We start from the raw sequence: 17349 nt of genomic DNA on the forward strand, positions 1-17349 counted from the left end.
CCATGAACGCCGACCACCCGAACCCCATGCCCCTTGATGCCGACGCCCTGATCGCTGAGATGGGCGCGCGGGCACGCGCATCCGCCAAGCGGCTGGCCGTCACATCGACCGAGGAAAAGGCCGCCGCGCTGCGCGCCGCTGCACGCCAGCTTCGGACGCGGAGCGCGGATATATTGGCGGCCAATGGGCGCGACATGACGGCAGGCGAAAGCGGCGGACTGACCCCCGCAATGCTCGACCGGCTGCGGCTCGACGAAGCGCGACTGGGCGCTATTGCCGATGCGGTTGAGGCGGTCGCCGCCCTGCCCGACCCGGTCGGCGCCGAAATCGACCGCAGCGGACGTCCCAACGGGCTGGCGCTCAGCCGGGTGCGCGTGCCGCTGGGGGTGATCGGCATCATCTATGAAAGCCGCCCCAATGTGACCGCTGACGCTGCCGCGCTGGGCATCATGTCGGGCAATGCCGTCATCCTGCGCGGGGGCAGCGAGGCGGTGCATTCGAACCGCGCCATTCACGCCGCGCTTGCCGCGGGGATGGCCGAAAGCGGACTGCCCGCCGATGCCGTCCAGCTTGTCCCCACGCAGGACCGCGCCGCAGTCGGCGCGCTGCTGCGCGCGCAGGGGCTGGTCGATATTATCATCCCGCGTGGCGGCAAGGGGCTGGTCGCACGGGTGCAGGATGAAGCGCGGGTGCCCGTGCTCGCTCATCTCGACGGCATTTGCCACACCTATATCGACGGGGCGGCGGAACCGGACACGGCGGTCGAGCTGGCGGTCAATGCCAAGATGCGGCGCACCGGCATTTGCGGGGCTACCGAGACGATTCTGATCGACCGCGCCTATCCGGAACCCGCGGCCATCATCGACGCACTGATCACCGCAGGATGCGAAGTGCGCGGCGATGCGGCGATTGCGGCGCTGAGCCCGCATGTCTCCCCCGCCGATGCGAGCGACTGGGACAGCGAATATCTCGACGCCATTGTGTCCATCGCCATGGTCAACGGGGTGGACGGGGCGCTGGCCCATATCGACCGCCACTCCAGCCGCCATACGGACGCCATCGTCACCGAAGATGTCACGGTCGCCGCCCGGTTCCTGAGCGAAGTCGACAGCGCCATCGTCATGCACAATGCCTCCACCCAATTTGCCGACGGCGGCGAATTCGGCTTGGGCGCCGAAATCGGCATCGCCACCGGACGGCTGCACGCGCGCGGACCGGTCGCGCTGGAAGGGCTCACCACCTATAAATGGCTGGTGCGCGGAAGTGGCCAGACGCGCACTTGAATCATTTGTATACAAATGATACATGCAGGGAATGACGAAGCATTCCGTTATTTCTGCGCGCATCGACGCGGAGACGCTTGAACTGGTTGACAAGATTGTTGCCGAGCAGGGGCGCAGCCGCGCGTGGTTTGTTGCGCAGGCCGTTCGGCACGCCGCGGAACAGGAAGCCCGTTTTGCCGCGTTCATCCAGGAGGGCCGCGACGATATCGCTGCGGGCCGGGTCGTCGATCATGCGGATGTGCTGAAAATGATGGACGATATGATTGCTGGCCATGAGGCCCGATGCCCTCAGTAATCTGGTCCGAAAAGGCCGTGGCCGATCTGGTTGCGCTCAACGACTGGCTCACCCGATATCGGGAGCCACAGGAGGCCACCAAATCCATCAAGGCGATCCGCGATCAACTCGCCAATCTGAGCGAATTTCCTGCTGCGGGGTCACCGATCCACGGTGGCACCCGCAAACTGCTGATCAAGAACCACCCCTTTGTCCTTTTATATGAAATGGCAGATGGCAGGCTTATGGTCATTCGCCTCGTACACAATCGCAGCGACTGGCAGTCGCTGCTGTGATCCCCACCGGCCTTCTTGGCGGCAGCTTTAATCCCGCGCATGGCGGACATCGCGCGATCAGCCTTGATGCGATCAAGGCGCTGGAGCTCGACGAGCTCTGGTGGCTGGTATCCCCCGGCAACCCGCTGAAGCCCAGGGCGGGAATGGCGCCGCTGCCCGCGCGGCTGGCGTCGGCGCACCGCATGGCGCGCCGCTCCCCTATACGCGCAACCGCGATCGAGGCCGAGCTGGGGACGCGCTATACCGTCGATACGCTGCGGCGGCTGGTGCGCCGTTATCCGAATCGGCGCTTTATCTGGATCATGGGCGCCGACAATCTGGTTCAACTGCCCCGCTGGCGCGATTGGCGGGAAATCGCGCGATTGATGCCGATTGCGGTTATCGCCCGTCCGGGCTATAATGGCCGCACCCATGCCGCAGAGGCCATGGGCTGGCTGCGGCGCTTTGTCCGGCCCGCGGACCAGAAAGGTCAATGGACAGACTGGAGACCGCCTGCCCTCGTGTTTTTGCGTTTTTCGCCCGATGTGCGATCCGCAACCGCCATACGGCAGGCCAACCCCCGCTGGTTCGAACGCTATGCAGGCCGCGCACTGCGCGACCCGCTGACGCATTCGCGGCTGGCACCATCGTTTAGGAAAGGACGCATTTGATCTCCGCCACCCAGGATGCCGCGCCCGGCGCCGCACCCGCAAACGACAGCGTGGACGCGCTCCACGCGCTGATCCTTCACCAGCTGGACGAAGATCAGGCCCAGGAAGTCATTTCCATCCCCCTTGCCGGCAAAAGCAGCATCGCCGACCATATGGTGATCGCAAGCGGTCGTTCGACGCGCCATGTATCGGCGATCGCCGAAAAGCTGGCACAGCGGATCAAGCAGGAGGCAGGCAACCCCGTCCGCATCGAAGGTCTGTCCAATGCCGATTGGGTGCTGATCGACGCGGGCGATGTGATCATCCACCTGTTCCGGCCCGAGGTTCGCAGCTTCTACAATCTGGAGCGCATGTGGTCCTTCGGCGACGCGCCCCCGGTTACGGCGGCAAATTGACGTTTCTCGCCCGGTCGGACTAAGGTCAATCCCTGAGGGCGGAAGGCGAAGGCCCTTCCTCCTCTTTTGACCGGAAGCGATGGAACGATCCATGTTGCTGCACATCATCGCGCGCGGGCGGATCGGACGCAGCCCCGAAGCCGAACTGGTCACGCGCTATATGAAGCGCGTCAGTTGGGCGCAGAAAATTTCCGAACTTCCCGATACGGGCGGGCGAATGCCTGCGGCGATCGATAACAGCCGCACGATCTTGCTGGACGAGGGCGGCGAGCAGATGTCCTCGCTCGAATTTGCCCGGCTGCTGGAAAAATGGCGCGATTCAGGCGTGCGTGAGGCGCGCTTTTGCCTCGGCGCCGCCGACGGCTTTACCCCCGAGGAACGCAAAGGTGCAGACAAGGTCATCGCCTTTGGCCGCGCGACATGGCCCCACTTGATGGCGCGGGCGATGCTCGCCGAGCAATTGTGGCGCGCGACCAGCATTATCGCGGGCCATCCCTATCACCGCGAGGGACGGCAATGAGGGGGAAGGCAGTCGCACTCGCCCTGATGACTGCAGCACTGACGGCTGCCGGCTGGCTTCATTTTCAGGGCGCCGCCGTCGCACAGAGCGACACCTTCGACCCCAACGCGCTGGCCCAAGAGGAGCGCGCGCAGCTCGTCGCCGCGAAGCGCCAGTCGGCGCAGGCCATGGCGCGCAGCGCACGGCTGGAAGCCGAAGCCAGATCCGCCGCCAGCGAGGCCGAACGCCTGAAAAAGCGCAGCGCCGCCCTCGCCGCGCGCATTCAGTCGGCCGAAGCCGATATCAATGCTGCCGAGGCGCGCGTCACGCTCGTCACCCGGCGGCTGGAGGATCAGAAACAGCGGCTGGCCAAGCGACAGCAGCCGCTGATCGAGTTAACGGCGGTCTTGCAGCAATTAAGTCGTCAGCCCCCGGTCAGCGTGCTCGCCCAGCCCGGATCGCTGACCGACATGGTCCATGCGCGCGCCGTGCTCGACGCGATCATGCCCGAAGTGGAACGGCGCAGCGCCGATGTCCGGCATAGCCTTGAAAAACTGCGTAACGTCCATCGCCAACAGGCCATAGCCCTGCAGGCGCTCAGCGCCAGCAAGGCACAGCTGGCCGAGCGCCGGACCGAACTCGTCAGACTGGAAAATGAAGGGCGGCTGCGCTCGCGCGAACTGATGAGCAGCGCGCGACTGGAAGCGGACCGCGCGCTCGGCCTCGGCGAAAAGGCGCGCGATATTGTCGAGTTGATGGACCAGCTGGAAACCGACAGCGCGGTGCGCGCCGAACTGGCACGGCTGCCCGGCCCCATCCCCCGCCCGGCCGACCCCACCAAGGCGGTGGCCGCCGCCGCCCCTCCGCCCGTGACCGAACAGGGAATTGCTGCCAACGCCTATCGCCTGCCCGCCGTCGGGCGCATCGTGACGGGGCTGGGCGAGGTCAATGACAGCGGCGTGCGTTCGCGCGGCATCACCATCGAGGCGCAGCCCGGCGGCCAAATTGTCGCGCCCGCGCCGGGACGGATCAGCTTTGCGGGCGATTATCGCGGCTATGGAAAGATCGTCATCATCGACCATGGCGGCGGCTGGACCAGCCTGATCACCGGCCTCATCGGCCTGTCCACCAGCGTGGGCGATCAGGTCGAGGCCGGAACGCCGCTGGGACGCGCCGGATCGCAGCAAAGCCGGGTCACCGTTGAACTGCGGCGAGCCGGAACGCCGGTCGATATTGGCGCGATGCTGGGTTAGGGTTCCGCTCCCGACGGCTGGGCGAACGCCGCTTTTTCTGCATCCCCTGGCATCCTTCTGTCTTCCGCGACACTGCTTGACCCGCGCGTAAAGAGATTGGAGGTTAAGCTTTCGCCGATTATAAGGCAGATTGAAGATCCGCGTGACCGAAAGACTCGCATGACCAAAGCAACGCCGACCAACCGCCTTTCCTCCAAACGCCGCTTTGCCTTGTGGCAAGGCGCCGCCGCGCTCAGCACGCTGGCGCTTGTACCGCTGGCGACGGGGGCCATGGCGACGGTCGATGCCTCGACAACCGAGGAAATCTCGCGTTTCATGGACGTGTTTCTGGAAGTGAAGTCCAATTATGTCGAGCCCGTCGCCGACGACAAGCTGATCGAAGGCGCGATCAACGGGATGCTCGCCAGCCTTGATCCGCATTCGGGCTATCTCGATTCGCGCGCCTTTTCGAACCTGCGGACGCAAACCGATGGCGAATATGGCGGGCTGGGCCTGTCGGTCACCATGGAGGATGGCGTCGTCAAGGTGATCGCACCGACCGCGGACACCCCCGCCGACCGTGCGGGCATCAAGGCGGGCGATTATATCACCCATCTCAACAAGGAACTGATTTTCGGCCTGACCCTTGATGAGGCCGTTGAGCAAATGCGCGGGCGCCCCGGCACACAGATCGATATCACCATCGTCCGCGAAGGGCAGGACAAGCCCATCGAGCTGACGCTCACCCGCGAAATCATCGATTTGAAGCCCGTCAAATGGGAATTGAGCGGCGATGTCGGTGTCATCACCGTGTCGAGCTTTTCCGCCGATGCCACCCGCGACATGAAAGCGGCGATGCTGGCAGCGGAAAAGGCGCTGGGCACGCGCCCGCGCGGCTGGGTGCTCGACCTGCGCTCCAACCCCGGCGGGCTGCTGGATGAGGCGGTTGGCATCAGCGACCTGTTCCTTGAGCGCGGCGAAATCGTGTCGCAGCGCGGCCGGAAAAAGGGCGATATCGAACGCTATTTCGCTGAACCCGGCGATGCCGCCCATGGCGCGCCGGTCATCGTGCTGATCGATTCGGGTTCCGCCTCGGCCTCCGAAATTGTCGCGGGCGCCTTGCAGGACCAGCATCGCGCGGTGGTGATGGGCGAGCGCAGCTTTGGCAAGGGATCGGTGCAGACCGTCCTGCCGCTCACCGATACGACCGCGCTGCGTCTGACGACGGCGCGCTATTATACGCCGTCGGGCCGCAGCGTGCAGGAAGGCGGGATCGAGCCCGATATTCGCGTGCCGCAGCTCAGCGACCCCGATTATGCCTCGCGCCCCAAATTCCGCGAAAGCGATTTGCGCCGCCATCTGGTCAATGAAAAGCGCGTCGACAATGCGCTGATTGAAAAGGATGAAAAGCCCGATCCGCGCTTTTCGGCCACCGCCGAAGAGCTGAAGGCCAAGGGCATCGACGATTATCAGCTTTATTATGCGCTCGAAGCCATTGGCCGGATCAAGCCGACGGTACAGATGGCCGAAAAGCGAGCCGCGGCCAAGGCCGCCCGGCGCAACTGAGGGATAGCATCATGGCCCTGTCCTCGCGCTTTGCAGCGCCCGTCCTCGCGCTGCTCGCGCCGATGCTCCTCTATGGCGGGGCGCTGGTGTCACAATATGGCTTTGGCCTTCACCCGTGCGAAATGTGCTATTGGCAGCGCTGGCCGCATCAGGCGGCGATGATCCTCGCCGCGCTCGCGCTGCTGATGCGCCGCAACGCGCGGGCAATGGATATGCTGACCCTGCTCGCGGCGCTGGCGATTGCGATCAGCGCGCTGATCGGCGTCTATCACGCCGGGGTCGAATATGGTTTCTGGGAAGGCATCACCACATGCAGCAGCGGGGCGAGCGGCCCCGTATCGCTCGACAGCATCATGGGCGCGCCGCTGGTGCGCTGTGACGCCGCGCAATGGACGCTGGGCGGTATTTCGCTGGCCGGGTTCAACGCCATCTTCTCGCTCGGCGCGGCGGCGCTTGTCTTGATTTTGCGGCGGCGCGGGCGCACATCGGGGCTATGACCCGTCCTTCCCCCGCCCCTTCCGCCCCTCCGGCCAAGGCCGACCGCGCCGCCGCCTCGATGATCCGGGTCGATCAGGCGGGCGAATATGGGGCGACGCGCATCTATGCGGGGCAGCTCGCCGTCATGGGCGACCGCCACCCGATGGCGCGCGAAATCGCCCATATGGCGGAACAGGAAGAGCGGCACCGCAAATTTTTCGACGATATGATCGTGCGGCGCGGGGTGCGCCCCACCGCGCTCCAACCTTTTTGGAATGTCGCGGGCTTTGCGCTGGGCGCAGTGACGGCCGCAATGGGCCCGCGCGCTGCCATGGCCTGCACCGCTGCGGTCGAGACCGAGATCGACCGCCATTATCAGGAACAACTCGAAGCGCTGGGCGACAGCGATCCCGAACTCAGCGAAGCGGTCGCCGATTTTCGCGCCGAAGAGCTGGAGCATAAGGAAGCCGCCATGGCCGCCGGAGCCGAAAATGCGCCGGGCTATCCGCTGTTGAGCCTGGCCATCCGGGCCGGTTGCCGCGCAGCCATCGCTTTGTCCAAGCGTATTTGATACTGGCACCACTTCGGCGTTCAGCGTCGATGCAGCTTCGCCCTGTCACGCAGGATGAAATGACGAAGGAATTGAAGATGACCCGCCTGCCCTTCCTGTCCCTGCTACTGCTCGGCAGCGCCGCCGCCCTGCCCGCCAATGCTCAGCAAAACCAGGGTCCGGCGGCTGGCGAAAGCGACAAGATCAATCAGGTCATCGTCTATGGTGATGACAAGTGCGAACCGTCGAGCGCCGATGAAATCGTCGTGTGCAGCCGCCTGCCCGAATCCGACCGTTATCGTGTGCCGCCGATGCTGCGCGGCAATCCGCTCGATCCGCGCAACGAAGCCTGGGCCAATCGCGTCGTCGCGCTGGAGCGCGTGGGCCGTTTCGGCACCGATAGCTGTTCGCCCGTGGGCCTCGGCGGCTTTACCGGCTGCACCCAGGATCTGATCGCCGGCGCGCGCGCCGAGCGCAAGGCCGCCGACAAGACCGACTGGCAGGCGATGATCGCCGAAGAACGCGCCAAGCGCCTTGCCGGGATCGACGCTGCCGCCGAAGAGGTCGAAGCCGCCGTAGTCGCCGAGGAAAAGGCGATGGAAGAGCGCCGCCGCGCCGCCGCCGAATTGGAGCGGCAGGCCAATGGCGAAGCCCCCTCCCCGATCCGCGAAGAGGCCGACGTGGACGCCGAGCCGCTGCCCATACCGCCGCAGCCCTAGGCGGCGCCCCTCTATCCGTCGATAAACTTCGCAACTAGATCGGCGACCCGCTCGCTGGCTTCCAGCGTCGGCAGATGACCGGTGTCGGGAATGGTTTCCAGCCGGGCCCCGGGGATGGCGCCCGCAATTTCCTCATGATGGGCGCGGCTGGTGATGCCGTCCTTTTCCCCCCAGATCAGCAGCGTCGGCACCTTGATCTCGCCCAGACGCGGGCGGCTGTCGATGCGCGCCATGATCGCGCGTTGCTGCGCGAGGAAGGTTTCGGCGCCGGTATCGGCCGCCATTTGCCGCGCGATACCGACAAGATGCGGATCGTCGCGCTTTTCTTCGGGGAACAATATGGGGATGCGTTCCTCCACCACCTGATCGAATTTTCCGCTTTCGACGAGGTCGATATAGCCCTGCCTGCGGGCCGTCTGCGCGGGGCCGTCGGCGGAGGCGAGCGTCGAGATCAGCACGAGCTTCGCCACCCGTTCCGGCGCGCGCCGCATCACTTCAAAAGCGATGAACCCGCCCATGGCGTGGGCGATCAGGATGAAACGCGGCGGCGCTTTGTCCAGCAGGCGCCGGGCAAAATCCTCGATGCTGTCGTCGCTCCGATTATCGGCGACGATCATCTCCCGGTCAGGCCAGGCCGCGCGCAGCGGCTGCCACACCGCTTCGGTTAAAAGCTGGCCGGTGATGAGGACGATGGGAAGGGTCATGGGTTCAATCCTGAAATATCGTCATGGCGAGGCGCCGAGGGCGACGCGGCAATCCAGAGACCGGGTAAACCGTCGTGGATTGCTTCGTTCGGCCCGCAGCGACGGGATGTTTCATACGACTTGGTGCAGCAGCGCCTCGCCCGCAGCCAGCCGGCGGCAATTCTCCTCTGCCACCGTCAGGCTGCGCACGAGCGTTTCCGGGGTCAGCCAGGCGATATGCGGGGCGAGCACGGCATTGGAGAGGCCGAGCAGCGGATGATCCTGCGGCAGCGGCTCCTGTGCAAAAACATCCAGCCCCGCCCCGAGCAAATGGCCCGACGCCAGCGCGTCGACCAGTCGCGCCTCATCGACCAGTTCGCCGCGCGCGCAATTGACGAGCAGCGCGCCCTTTTTCATCGCAAAGGGGTCGATAGAGCCGCGCGTTTCCTCGGTCAGCGGCATGTGGAGCGATACAATATCGCTTTGGGCGATCAGCCGGTCGAGCGGTATATAATCATAGGCGACCGGCTTTTCGCTGCGCGCCGTATAGACGACCCGCGCACCCAGCGCTTCGAGCACTGGCGCGAGCCGCTGCGCCGAATGGCCAAAGCCGACGAGTCCGACAGTGCGCCCCGCGATTTCACCGACCGAATCCAGTTCGGACGGATCAGCGCTCCACCCCTCGCCCGCGCGCGTGCGCGCGTCAAAAAAACAGGTCCGGCGCAGCACCGCCATCATCAGCGAGAGCGCCATTTCGGCAACCGCCTGGCTGTTGGTACCGGGCATATTGCACACCGCGACCCCATGATCACGGGCGGCGTCGAGCGCAATGGTGTTCACCCCCACCCCCAGCTTCTGGATCAGTTTCAATTTCGGGGCAGCGGCGATAAACTCCGCCGTCACCGGCGTCAGCACGTGAAGCAGAACGGTAATATCCCCCGCCACACCATCAAGCGCCGCAGCTTCATCGACATGGACGACCACGCCGGGACCAAAGATGGCATCGACGGCTTCGCGAAAACCGGGGCTGGGGCGCGCGTGGAGGACGATCATGCCGCCACCCGCCCGATGGGATCGGCAAAGGCGGTGAAGCCCGCCCATTCGGCGTGGCTTCCTATCGCTTCTTCTATCCGCAGCATTTCATTCCATTTGGCCATGCGTTCGGAGCGCGTGAAGCTGCCGACCTTGAGCTGCCCGGCGTTCCAGCCGGTTGCGAGATGCGCGATAGTGACATCCTCGCTTTCGCCCGACCGCGCCGAGACGATCGCCCCCCAGCCGCGATCGAGCGCCGCGTCGAGCGCTGCCCTGGCCTCAGTCACGGTGCCGACCTGATTGACCTTGATCAGCGCGGCATTGCACACCGCCGCTTCGGCCGCGCGCGCCACCCGCCCGGCATTGGTCACGAGCACATCGTCGCCGATGATTTGCACGCGGTCGCCGATGCGAGCGGTGATAGCGGCCATGGTGGTCCAGTCATCCTGCCCGGCCGGATCCTCAATCGACAGGATCGGATAGCGGCCTGCCCAATCGATGATACGCGCCGCCATTTCCGCGCCCGAGAGGCGCCGGTCGTCGAGCGCCAGCGCATAGCCCGACGCATCGCCAAATTCATTGGCGGCAATGTCGAGCGAAATGAACACATCCTCGCCCGCGCGGTGGCCACTCGCCTCGATGGCCTTGGTCAGCGTGTCCAGCGCATCCTCGTTGGACGAAAAATTGGGCCACCAGCCGCCCTCGTCGGCGACGCCCGAGAGCGGTCCCTTTTCTTCCATCAACCGGCCGGCCGCCCGATAGACATCATCGGTGATTTCGAGCGCGCGGCGAAAGCTGCCTGCATTGGGGCACATGACCATGAAATCCTGGACATCGGTGCGCCGCCCGGCATGAGCGCCGCCGCCGAAAATCTGGATTTCGGGGAGCGGAATGCGAACCTTCCGCCCATCGGCAAGATAGCGCCACAGCGGCGCGCCTGCATCGGCCGCAGCGGCATGAAGCACCGCCATCGACACGGCAACCACGGCATTGGCACCCAGCCGCGCCTTGTTAGCCGTGCCATCGAGGTCGCACAGGATGCGGTCCACCGCCGCCTGATCACGGGCATCGGCCCCGATGAGCGCGCCCGCGATTTCGGCGCCAATCCCCGCGACCGCGCGATTGACGCCAAAGCCGCCATAGGCGCTGCCACCGTCGCGCAGGTCGATCGCCTCATGCGCGCCCCGCGACGCGCCCGCCGGGGCGATCGCGCGCCCAACCGCGCCCGATTCCAGCGTCACTTCGGCTTCGACCGTCGGGCGCCCACGCGAATCCCAAAGCTGGCGCCCGGTGACGGCGGCGATACGCGAACTCATATATTTGTCCTTTTCCACTGGGCGACGAGCGCATCGAGCGGCGCGGGCGCCAACAGGCACGCGCGGGCCTGATCGCGCACAATGCGCCGATGATCGGGGTCGGTTAGATAAGGCGCGGGCGACTTGCCCTCGACCCGCGCCAAAAGCAGCGCGGCAGTGAGTGCGCCCGCCCGCCCCAGCAGCGCCTCGGGCGCTTCCCAGTCGATGACGGCGCAATAGGCCGCGACCATCCCCGCCGCCGCTTCGTTCAGCCGGACGTCGTCGAACCACACGGCTTTGAGCAGCAAATGGGTGGTGCAAAAAGCGAGGTCAAAGGCGGGGTCGCCATAGACGGCGCATTCGGCGTCAAGGAACAGCGGGCCGTCGGCAGTCACCAGAATATTCTTGGGGCTGACGTCGCCATGGACAAGCGCCGTCTGGCGCTGCGCCAGATCCTCGGCAAGCGCGCGCAGTGCAGGCGCGCATTCGGCATCGCGATCCGCGACATAGAGAAGAAAAGGGTCGATCCGCAGCGCGCGAAACATGGCCTGCGTCGAAAAGGCATCGTGGTCGGCAGGGTTGTTCGCCGTGGCGGCATGAACGGCGGCGATGCGCGCGCCCACCGCGGCGGCGAAATCCGTATCGATGCGTCCGGCGATCAGTTCCTCTTTCCACACCGGTGCGTCAGCGAGGAAACGCATCGCAAAGCCATAGCCGGGCAGTTCGGCGAGCACTTCGGGTGCGATGCGCGGGTCAACGCCGCGCGCGCGCCTCAGCCAGCGCACCTCGCTCGCGCCGCGTTCGACGGGGGCATGCCATTCGGCGGCGACGCGGAGTTGTTCGAGCGGGCGTTTGACGACCAGCGGGCCGTCCACGCCCTCCACCTTCCACACATCGCAGGAAACGCCGCCGGTGAGCGGAACAGGCGCCGCCCCGTCCGCCACCGCCAGACCGGCGCGGCCCAGATCGTCGACAATAGCCGTGCCCCCATCAGCCACTTACAGCTTCTCCCGGATCCATGCTCCGACCAGATCGGCGGCATTCTGGCGTTCCTCAATCGAATCCTCGAAATAATGGGCGCCGGTGATGAGTTCGAGGCGCTTGTCCTCGCTGCCCAGAAAGTCGAAAATCTTGCGCGCGTCGCTGGGGAAAACGCCGGTGTCGGCGGTGCCCTGAACGACCAGTGCGGGCGTGTCATGCTTGGCGAGATGCGGCTTGCCCTGACAGGGCGAGGTTTCGAGGCTCCACATGTTGAGCCAGGTCTTAATGCTGTTGGCGCGGCCGATGCTGGGCGAGCGATTGGCGATGGCGGGATCGCCGCGATAGCACCAGTTGGGCTTGCGGTCCGAGGGGTCAATGGCAGGATCAACGCAGCGCAGGTCGCCCCAGCAGCGGAACATCGGGAAGATGCGGTCGGGGATACCCGCGTCATTCAGCCGCTCAAGCTCGGCTTTCGCCCAATCGGTGATGCGCTGGTTGCGTGCGCGCTGGGCGGCGCGATATTTTGCGATGAAGTCGTCCGAATAGGGCGGGCCATTGTCGGGGTTGAAAGGGTCGAGTTCGGGGTCGGTCGCGACCGGGTCATTTTCGTCGATGACCGACGCATCCATCCAGTCGGTGAGTACCTCGGGCCGCCCCTGATGGGCGTTGAAGCTGATATAAAGATCGCCCTTCACAAGGGTCGCAAGCGCATCCTGCCCGGCGGCAGGCAGCCGGTCGGTCAGCGTCGGCGCAATCGCTTCGGCCTGATAGGCGCCCATCAGCGAACCGCCGCCCGAATTGCCGAGGATGACGATGGCCTCCACCCCCGCTTCCTCTTGCAGCCATTTCATGCCGACGCCGATATCGACGATCGCATGTTCCAGAAGAAATTGATCCTCCATCCCGCGATAGCGGGTGTTCCAGCCAAGGAAGCCGAAACCCTGCCGCGCAAAATAAGGGGCGATATAATGTTCGGAGAAATCGACATTATAATGGGTGGCGATGATCGCGACCTTGGGCCGCTTGCCCGCCGCCGTCCAGTAAATGCCCTGACAGGGATGGCCGCCTGCCTGAATACGCGGCGCGGTGGGCGACGCGCGGCCGATAAATTGCGCGTCCAGCCCGTCAATCCCGTTCGGGTCCATCATCATCCTCTCTCCTGATTGTAAAATTGTAGCGCCACACTCGTCACCCCGGACTTGATCCGGGGTCCATTATCTCGACCGGAGTTGAATGGATCTCGGATCAAGTCCGGGATGACGAGTGTGGAGCACATCTTATCGGCTGACCTCGAAAGGCAGTTCATAGCCCTCCAGCCCTGCGCGGATGTTTTTCTTGTCGACCTTGCCGGTCGCGCCGAGGGGGATTTCGTCGACGAAGATGATGTCGTCGGGCATCCACCATTTGGCAATTCGGCCGTCGAGATAGGCGCGAATATCGGCGGCGTCGGCAGTCTTTCCAGGCTTGAGCTGGCACAGCAAAATCGGGCGCTCGTCCCATTTGGGATGGGCAATGCCGACCACCGCCGCGATGGCGACGGCGTCATGGCCGCCGGCGATATTCTCAATCTCGATCGAGCTGATCCACTCGCCGCCCGACTTGACCACATCCTTGGCCCGGTCGGTAATCTGCATATAGCCCTGATCGTCGATGGTGCTGACGTCGCCCGTATCGAAAAAACCCTCTTCGTCGAGCACATCGCCGCCTTCGCCGCCAAAATAGGCGCTGGCGATGGTCGGCCCCTTGATCATCAGGCGGCCCGGCGTTTTTCCGTCATGCGGCAAGCGCTGCCCGGCATCATCAACCAGCTTCATCTCCAGCCCGCAGAGCAGCCGACCCTGTTTGAGCTTATAGGCCATTTGCGCCGCTTCCGGCTGGGCGGCGACCGCGGCATTGGGCACCGATACGGTGCCAAGCGGCGAGGTTTCGGTCATGCCCCAGCCTTGGACGACATCGACGCCATAATCGTCGCGGAAAATGCGGATCAGCGATTCAGGACAAGCCGAGCCGCCGATGGTCACCCGCTCCAGCGTCGTGAAGCGCTTGCCATTATCCTGCATATATTGAAGCAGCATCTGCCATACGGTCGGCACCGCCGCCGAATAGGTAACCCCTTCTTCCTCGATCAGATTATAGATGGATTCGCCGTCCATCCTCTGCCCCGGCAGCACCAGCTTTGCCCCCACCGCCGGCGCCGAATAGACGACGCCCCAGGCATTGGCATGATACATGGGCACAACGAGCAGCACCGTATCGCGCGCCGACAGGGCGAGCGCGTCGCGCTGCAAGGTCATCAGCGCATGGATATAGTTGGAGCGGTGCGAATAGAGCACGCCCTTGGGATTGCCCGTCGTCCCGCTGGTGTAGCAGAGGCCGCAGGCGAGATTCTCGTCAAAATCGCCCCAGTCAAATTCGCTCGAATGCCCCGCGATCCAGTCGTCGAACGCCACCGCCGGATAAGCGGTTTCGGGCAGCGAGGCGGCCTCGCAAAAGAAGATGACTTTCTCGATCGACGGCACTTGCGGCAGCAATTCGGCAACAAGGTCCGCCACCGCGGGATCGGCAATCAACAGCCGGTCCCCGGCATGGTTGGCGATATAGGCAATTTGTTCGAGGAACAGCCGGGGGTTGAGCGTGTGGAGCACCGCCCCCATGCCCGCGGCGCCATACCAGGCGGCCAAATGGCGCGCGCCATTCCAGGCCATGGTGGCGACCCGGTCGCCGGGCTTTATGCCTTCAGCAGCAAGCGCGTTCGACACGCGCTTTGCGTCGGCATGGACGGCGGCATAGCTCGACCGGGTGACGCGGCCCTCGCCATCGCGCGACACAATCTCCCGCCCCCCATGCCAGGCCGCGGCATGATCGAGGATGCGATCGACCGTCAGCGGGACATTTTGCATCAGGCCATGCATGGGGGATTCAACCTTGTTTTGCATCTCAACTCTCACTCATTAGAAAGATAGTATACTAAGTATTTTGGGTTAGCAATATCCCTGTTGCTTGCCTCACCCTTAGCCCTCTTCTAGCCTGCTGTCCCCGGCACATGGCCGGATTCAGGAAGATGCCCGGCCTTTATGCGCACCAATCAATTGATCATCGCGCTGTTTCAGCGCTTTTGCTGGCTCGACGAAGGCTTGCAGGCGCGCCTGCACGCGCGCGGCTGGCCCGACGTCAGCCGGTCGCAATCCATGGTGATGACCAATATCGTCAGCGGAATCGTGCGCCCGTCGGATATCGCCCGCAATCTGGGGGTCAGCCGGCAGGCGATCCACAAGACCATCGCACAGATGGCGGCGCTGAGGATTGTCGATATGGCGCCCGATCCAAAGGACCGCCGCCATATGATTGTATCGCTGACCGAGACGGGCGCACGGATGCGCCGCGACGCGCAGCGCGCGATGGATACGCTGACCGCGCAGCTTGCCGAGCGGCTGGGACAGGATCGTTTCGATGCGCTGCTCGAAACGCTCGAAGCCGATTGGGGCGACAATATCGAGCGGTAAAAGAGTCAGGCTGCGAGCGCACCCGCGACGGCGACGAGGCGGTTTGCGGTCATCTGGACGAGCGAGGCGGGAAGCGCCTCGGTCAAATTCCCCGCTGCATCAAATGCCTGATGCGCGTTGGGCACGAGCACTTGTTCAGGGATCACCAGAGTCTGGATGGTCGAGAGTATCTGCCGCAGATGAAGCAGCCCGCGCAGCCCGCCAAAGGGGCTAATCGACGCCGACATCACTGCGCTCGCCTTGCCGCGATAGGCCGAAAGCGCGATCAGCGATTCCTCACCCGTCGGGCGCGACGCCCAGTCGATGGCATTTTTCAGGAGCGGGGGCACCGATCCATTATATTCGGGCGAGACGAAGAGCAGCCCGTCCTGCGCGGCGAAGAGGCTCTTCAGCCGCTGGGCATCCGCGGGAAAAGCATTGGCCTCAATCGCCGCCGAATAAAGCGGCAGATCAAATGTCGCGAGGTCGACATCGGTGACATTCGCCCCGGCTTCCTTGAGCGCAGCTATCGCGGCATTGCCGAGCAGACGGTTAAAGGAACCTTCGCGCGTACTTCCCACGATAACGGCAATGTTGGTCACAAATCCCTCCCGGCCCATATAGTTAGAATACTAACCTATTGGTCGGAGAGGCGGGCGTCAATTGCCCGGGCGCAAGAAATTACCCAGGTGAGAAATCCTATGCCTTGACGTCCGAAAGAACCGCCAGATTGGCGGTTTCCTCCGCCAGATTGTCGATCACCCGCCGCATCAGCGCCTGAAGCGTCTCCACTTCCTTGTCCGTCATGCCGCGCGTCGCCACTTCATGCACTTCGGCATTCATCGGCGCGAGGATAAGCTCGAGCTTCCTGGCGTGCGGGGTGAGATAAATATAGGTTTTGCGTCGATCCTCCTCGGTCTTCTTGCGGGTGATGAAGCCCGCTTTTTCCAGACCCTTGAGCGCGACCACGGTGGTCGGTTCGCGCATTCCCACCCTTTCGCTCAGCTCGCGCTGGGTGATGCCGTCCTCGCGCCAGAGCTGGCGCAGGAAGCGCCATTGTCCCGCCGACACATCATGGGTGAGCGTCTTGCGTTCGAGCAGCCGCGAGAAGGAACGAAAGACGATCCGCGCGAGATAGCCGATGCTGTTTTCCGGATGCGTGTAATATTCCGCCGAATGGCGAAAGCTTTGCGTCTTGCTGGCCAATGATGTTCCCCTTTCCGCGAACCTTAGAGCCCTAGGGATCAAGCGGCAATATCCATGACAGATACTCCAGCTCGCTATCGTTGCACAACAGGCAGCAATGATATACTTAGAATACTATCTTTCAGCAAAGGGGTGACATGCAGAAGTTTATCCGGTTGACGGGCGTGGCCGCGCCCCTCGCGCTCGCCAATATCGACACCGACATGATCATCCCCGCTACCTATATGAAGGCCCTGACCCGCGAAGGATTAGGCAAGCATCTGTTTCAGGCGCTGCGCTATGCCGAGGATGGCTGCGAGCGGGCGGAGTTCATCCTCAACCGCCCACCCTGCCGCGACGCCACCATCCTGATCGGCGAGCGCAATTTCGGCTGCGGCTCATCGCGCGAACATGCGGTGTGGGCGCTTGCCGATTTCGGGATCCGCTGCATCATCGCGCCGAGCTTCGGCGATATATTCGCCAATAATGCGCGCAAGAACGGCCTGCTGCTTATCCGCCTGCCTGCGGAGACCTGCGCGCGGCTGCGCGGGGAAGCGGCCCGGACGCAATTTGCGCCGATGACCGTCGATCTGGCCGAGAGGCAGATCAGCCTCTCCTCAGGCGAGAAAATCGGCTTTTCGGTCGACCCGCATGATCGCCGCGTGCTGATGGAGGGGTTGGACGATATTGCGCGCACCCTGCGCTATGCCGGGGCAATTGCGGCCTTTGAAGCCGCGCTTTCCTGACCGG

General features: G+C 64.1%; 21 protein-coding genes. 13 read left to right on the forward strand and 8 right to left on the reverse strand.

Annotated features, from left to right (window positions below; genetic code table 11):
* The first annotated feature begins 2 nt into the window (after positions 1-2).
* The 11 genes from JV18_RS0113270 to JV18_RS0113320 all read left to right on the forward strand — a co-directional run bounded on the left by JV18_RS0113270 (position 3) and on the right by JV18_RS0113320 (position 7941).
* Positions 3-1283 carry a glutamate-5-semialdehyde dehydrogenase gene (locus tag JV18_RS0113270; protein ID WP_033075458.1) on the forward strand — a complete coding sequence of 427 codons (1281 nt, stop codon included), beginning with the start codon at positions 3-5 and terminating at the stop codon, positions 1281-1283.
* A gap of 31 nt (positions 1284-1314) precedes the next feature.
* Positions 1315-1578 carry a CopG family ribbon-helix-helix protein gene (locus tag JV18_RS15085; protein ID WP_160174199.1) on the forward strand — a complete coding sequence of 88 codons (264 nt, stop codon included), beginning with the start codon at positions 1315-1317 and terminating at the stop codon, positions 1576-1578.
* Positions 1566-1853 (forward strand): type II toxin-antitoxin system RelE/ParE family toxin, encoded by a 288-nt coding sequence (locus JV18_RS0113280; RefSeq protein ID WP_033075460.1) that lies wholly within the window; start codon positions 1566-1568, stop codon positions 1851-1853. The genes JV18_RS15085 and JV18_RS0113280 overlap by 13 nt, the downstream gene beginning before the upstream one ends.
* Entirely contained in the window at positions 1850-2503 is a 654-nt protein-coding gene (locus JV18_RS0113285) for a nicotinate-nucleotide adenylyltransferase (protein WP_033075461.1), read from the forward strand. Before JV18_RS0113280 ends, JV18_RS0113285 begins: the two co-directional genes overlap by 4 nt.
* Entirely contained in the window at positions 2500-2898 is a 399-nt protein-coding gene (gene rsfS / locus JV18_RS0113290) for a ribosome silencing factor (protein WP_052072256.1), read from the forward strand. Before JV18_RS0113285 ends, rsfS begins: the two co-directional genes overlap by 4 nt.
* Before the next feature lie 91 nt (positions 2899-2989).
* Positions 2990-3418, forward strand: a complete 429-nt coding sequence (locus tag JV18_RS0113295; protein WP_033075462.1) for a 23S rRNA (pseudouridine(1915)-N(3))-methyltransferase RlmH — start codon at positions 2990-2992, stop codon at positions 3416-3418.
* Between the two features lie 26 nt (positions 3419-3444).
* Entirely contained in the window at positions 3445-4650 is a 1206-nt protein-coding gene (locus JV18_RS0113300; protein WP_235303472.1) for a murein hydrolase activator EnvC family protein, read from the forward strand.
* Positions 4651-4809: 159 nt separating this feature from the next.
* Entirely contained in the window at positions 4810-6195 is a 1386-nt protein-coding gene (locus JV18_RS0113305) for a S41 family peptidase (protein ID WP_052072258.1), read from the forward strand.
* Positions 6196-6206: 11 nt separating this feature from the next.
* On the forward strand, positions 6207-6692 hold the full coding sequence (locus JV18_RS0113310) for a disulfide bond formation protein B (protein WP_033075464.1): 486 nt from the start codon (positions 6207-6209) through the stop codon (positions 6690-6692).
* Positions 6689-7243, forward strand: a complete 555-nt coding sequence (locus JV18_RS0113315; RefSeq protein WP_052072260.1) for a demethoxyubiquinone hydroxylase family protein — start codon at positions 6689-6691, stop codon at positions 7241-7243. Before JV18_RS0113310 ends, JV18_RS0113315 begins: the two co-directional genes overlap by 4 nt.
* Before the next feature lie 77 nt (positions 7244-7320).
* Positions 7321-7941, forward strand: a complete 621-nt coding sequence (locus JV18_RS0113320) for a hypothetical protein (RefSeq protein ID WP_033075634.1) — start codon at positions 7321-7323, stop codon at positions 7939-7941.
* 11 nt (positions 7942-7952) lie between these two features.
* Here the strand turns inward: JV18_RS0113320 and JV18_RS0113325 are convergent, their stop codons facing one another.
* The 6 genes from JV18_RS0113325 to JV18_RS0113350 all read right to left on the reverse strand — a co-directional run bounded on the left by JV18_RS0113325 (position 7953) and on the right by JV18_RS0113350 (position 14832).
* Positions 7953-8645 carry an alpha/beta fold hydrolase gene (locus JV18_RS0113325; protein WP_033075465.1) on the reverse strand — a complete coding sequence of 231 codons (693 nt, stop codon included), beginning with the start codon at positions 8643-8645 and terminating at the stop codon, positions 7953-7955.
* 111 nt (positions 8646-8756) lie between these two features.
* Positions 8757-9677 (reverse strand): 2-hydroxyacid dehydrogenase, encoded by a 921-nt coding sequence (locus JV18_RS0113330; RefSeq protein ID WP_033075466.1) that lies wholly within the window; start codon positions 9675-9677, stop codon positions 8757-8759.
* Complete coding sequence (gene eno, locus JV18_RS0113335; RefSeq protein WP_033075467.1) at positions 9674-10972, reverse strand: phosphopyruvate hydratase; 1299 nt, start codon at positions 10970-10972, stop codon at positions 9674-9676. The genes JV18_RS0113330 and eno overlap by 4 nt, the downstream gene beginning before the upstream one ends.
* Positions 10969-11949 carry a phosphotransferase family protein gene (locus tag JV18_RS0113340; RefSeq protein WP_081944858.1) on the reverse strand — a complete coding sequence of 327 codons (981 nt, stop codon included), beginning with the start codon at positions 11947-11949 and terminating at the stop codon, positions 10969-10971. The genes eno and JV18_RS0113340 overlap by 4 nt, the downstream gene beginning before the upstream one ends.
* Complete coding sequence (locus JV18_RS0113345; RefSeq protein ID WP_235303474.1) at positions 11950-13083, reverse strand: alpha/beta hydrolase; 1134 nt, start codon at positions 13081-13083, stop codon at positions 11950-11952.
* A 126-nt stretch (positions 13084-13209) separates the two neighbouring features.
* Complete coding sequence (locus JV18_RS0113350; RefSeq protein WP_235303488.1) at positions 13210-14832, reverse strand: long-chain-fatty-acid--CoA ligase; 1623 nt, start codon at positions 14830-14832, stop codon at positions 13210-13212.
* Between the two features lie 174 nt (positions 14833-15006).
* On the opposite strand from JV18_RS0113350, the gene JV18_RS0113355 reads away from it, so the two are divergent.
* Positions 15007-15435 carry a MarR family winged helix-turn-helix transcriptional regulator gene (locus tag JV18_RS0113355; protein ID WP_033075469.1) on the forward strand — a complete coding sequence of 143 codons (429 nt, stop codon included), beginning with the start codon at positions 15007-15009 and terminating at the stop codon, positions 15433-15435.
* A gap of 5 nt (positions 15436-15440) precedes the next feature.
* Here JV18_RS0113355 and JV18_RS0113360 read toward each other — a convergent pair whose 3' ends face one another.
* Positions 15441-16016, reverse strand: a complete 576-nt coding sequence (locus JV18_RS0113360; RefSeq protein WP_033075637.1) for an NADPH-dependent FMN reductase — start codon at positions 16014-16016, stop codon at positions 15441-15443.
* Between the two features lie 97 nt (positions 16017-16113).
* On the reverse strand, positions 16114-16620 hold the full coding sequence (locus JV18_RS0113365; RefSeq protein WP_033075470.1) for a MarR family winged helix-turn-helix transcriptional regulator: 507 nt from the start codon (positions 16618-16620) through the stop codon (positions 16114-16116).
* Positions 16621-16757: 137 nt separating this feature from the next.
* Between JV18_RS0113365 and leuD the strand changes: the two genes are divergently transcribed.
* On the forward strand, positions 16758-17345 hold the full coding sequence (gene leuD, locus JV18_RS0113370; RefSeq protein WP_033075471.1) for a 3-isopropylmalate dehydratase small subunit: 588 nt from the start codon (positions 16758-16760) through the stop codon (positions 17343-17345).
* The last annotated feature ends 4 nt before the right edge of the window (positions 17346-17349 follow it).

Origin of the sequence: Sphingopyxis sp. MWB1 (assembly GCF_000763945.1) — a bacterium.
In the GTDB taxonomy this organism is placed as follows: domain Bacteria; phylum Pseudomonadota; class Alphaproteobacteria; order Sphingomonadales; family Sphingomonadaceae; genus Sphingopyxis.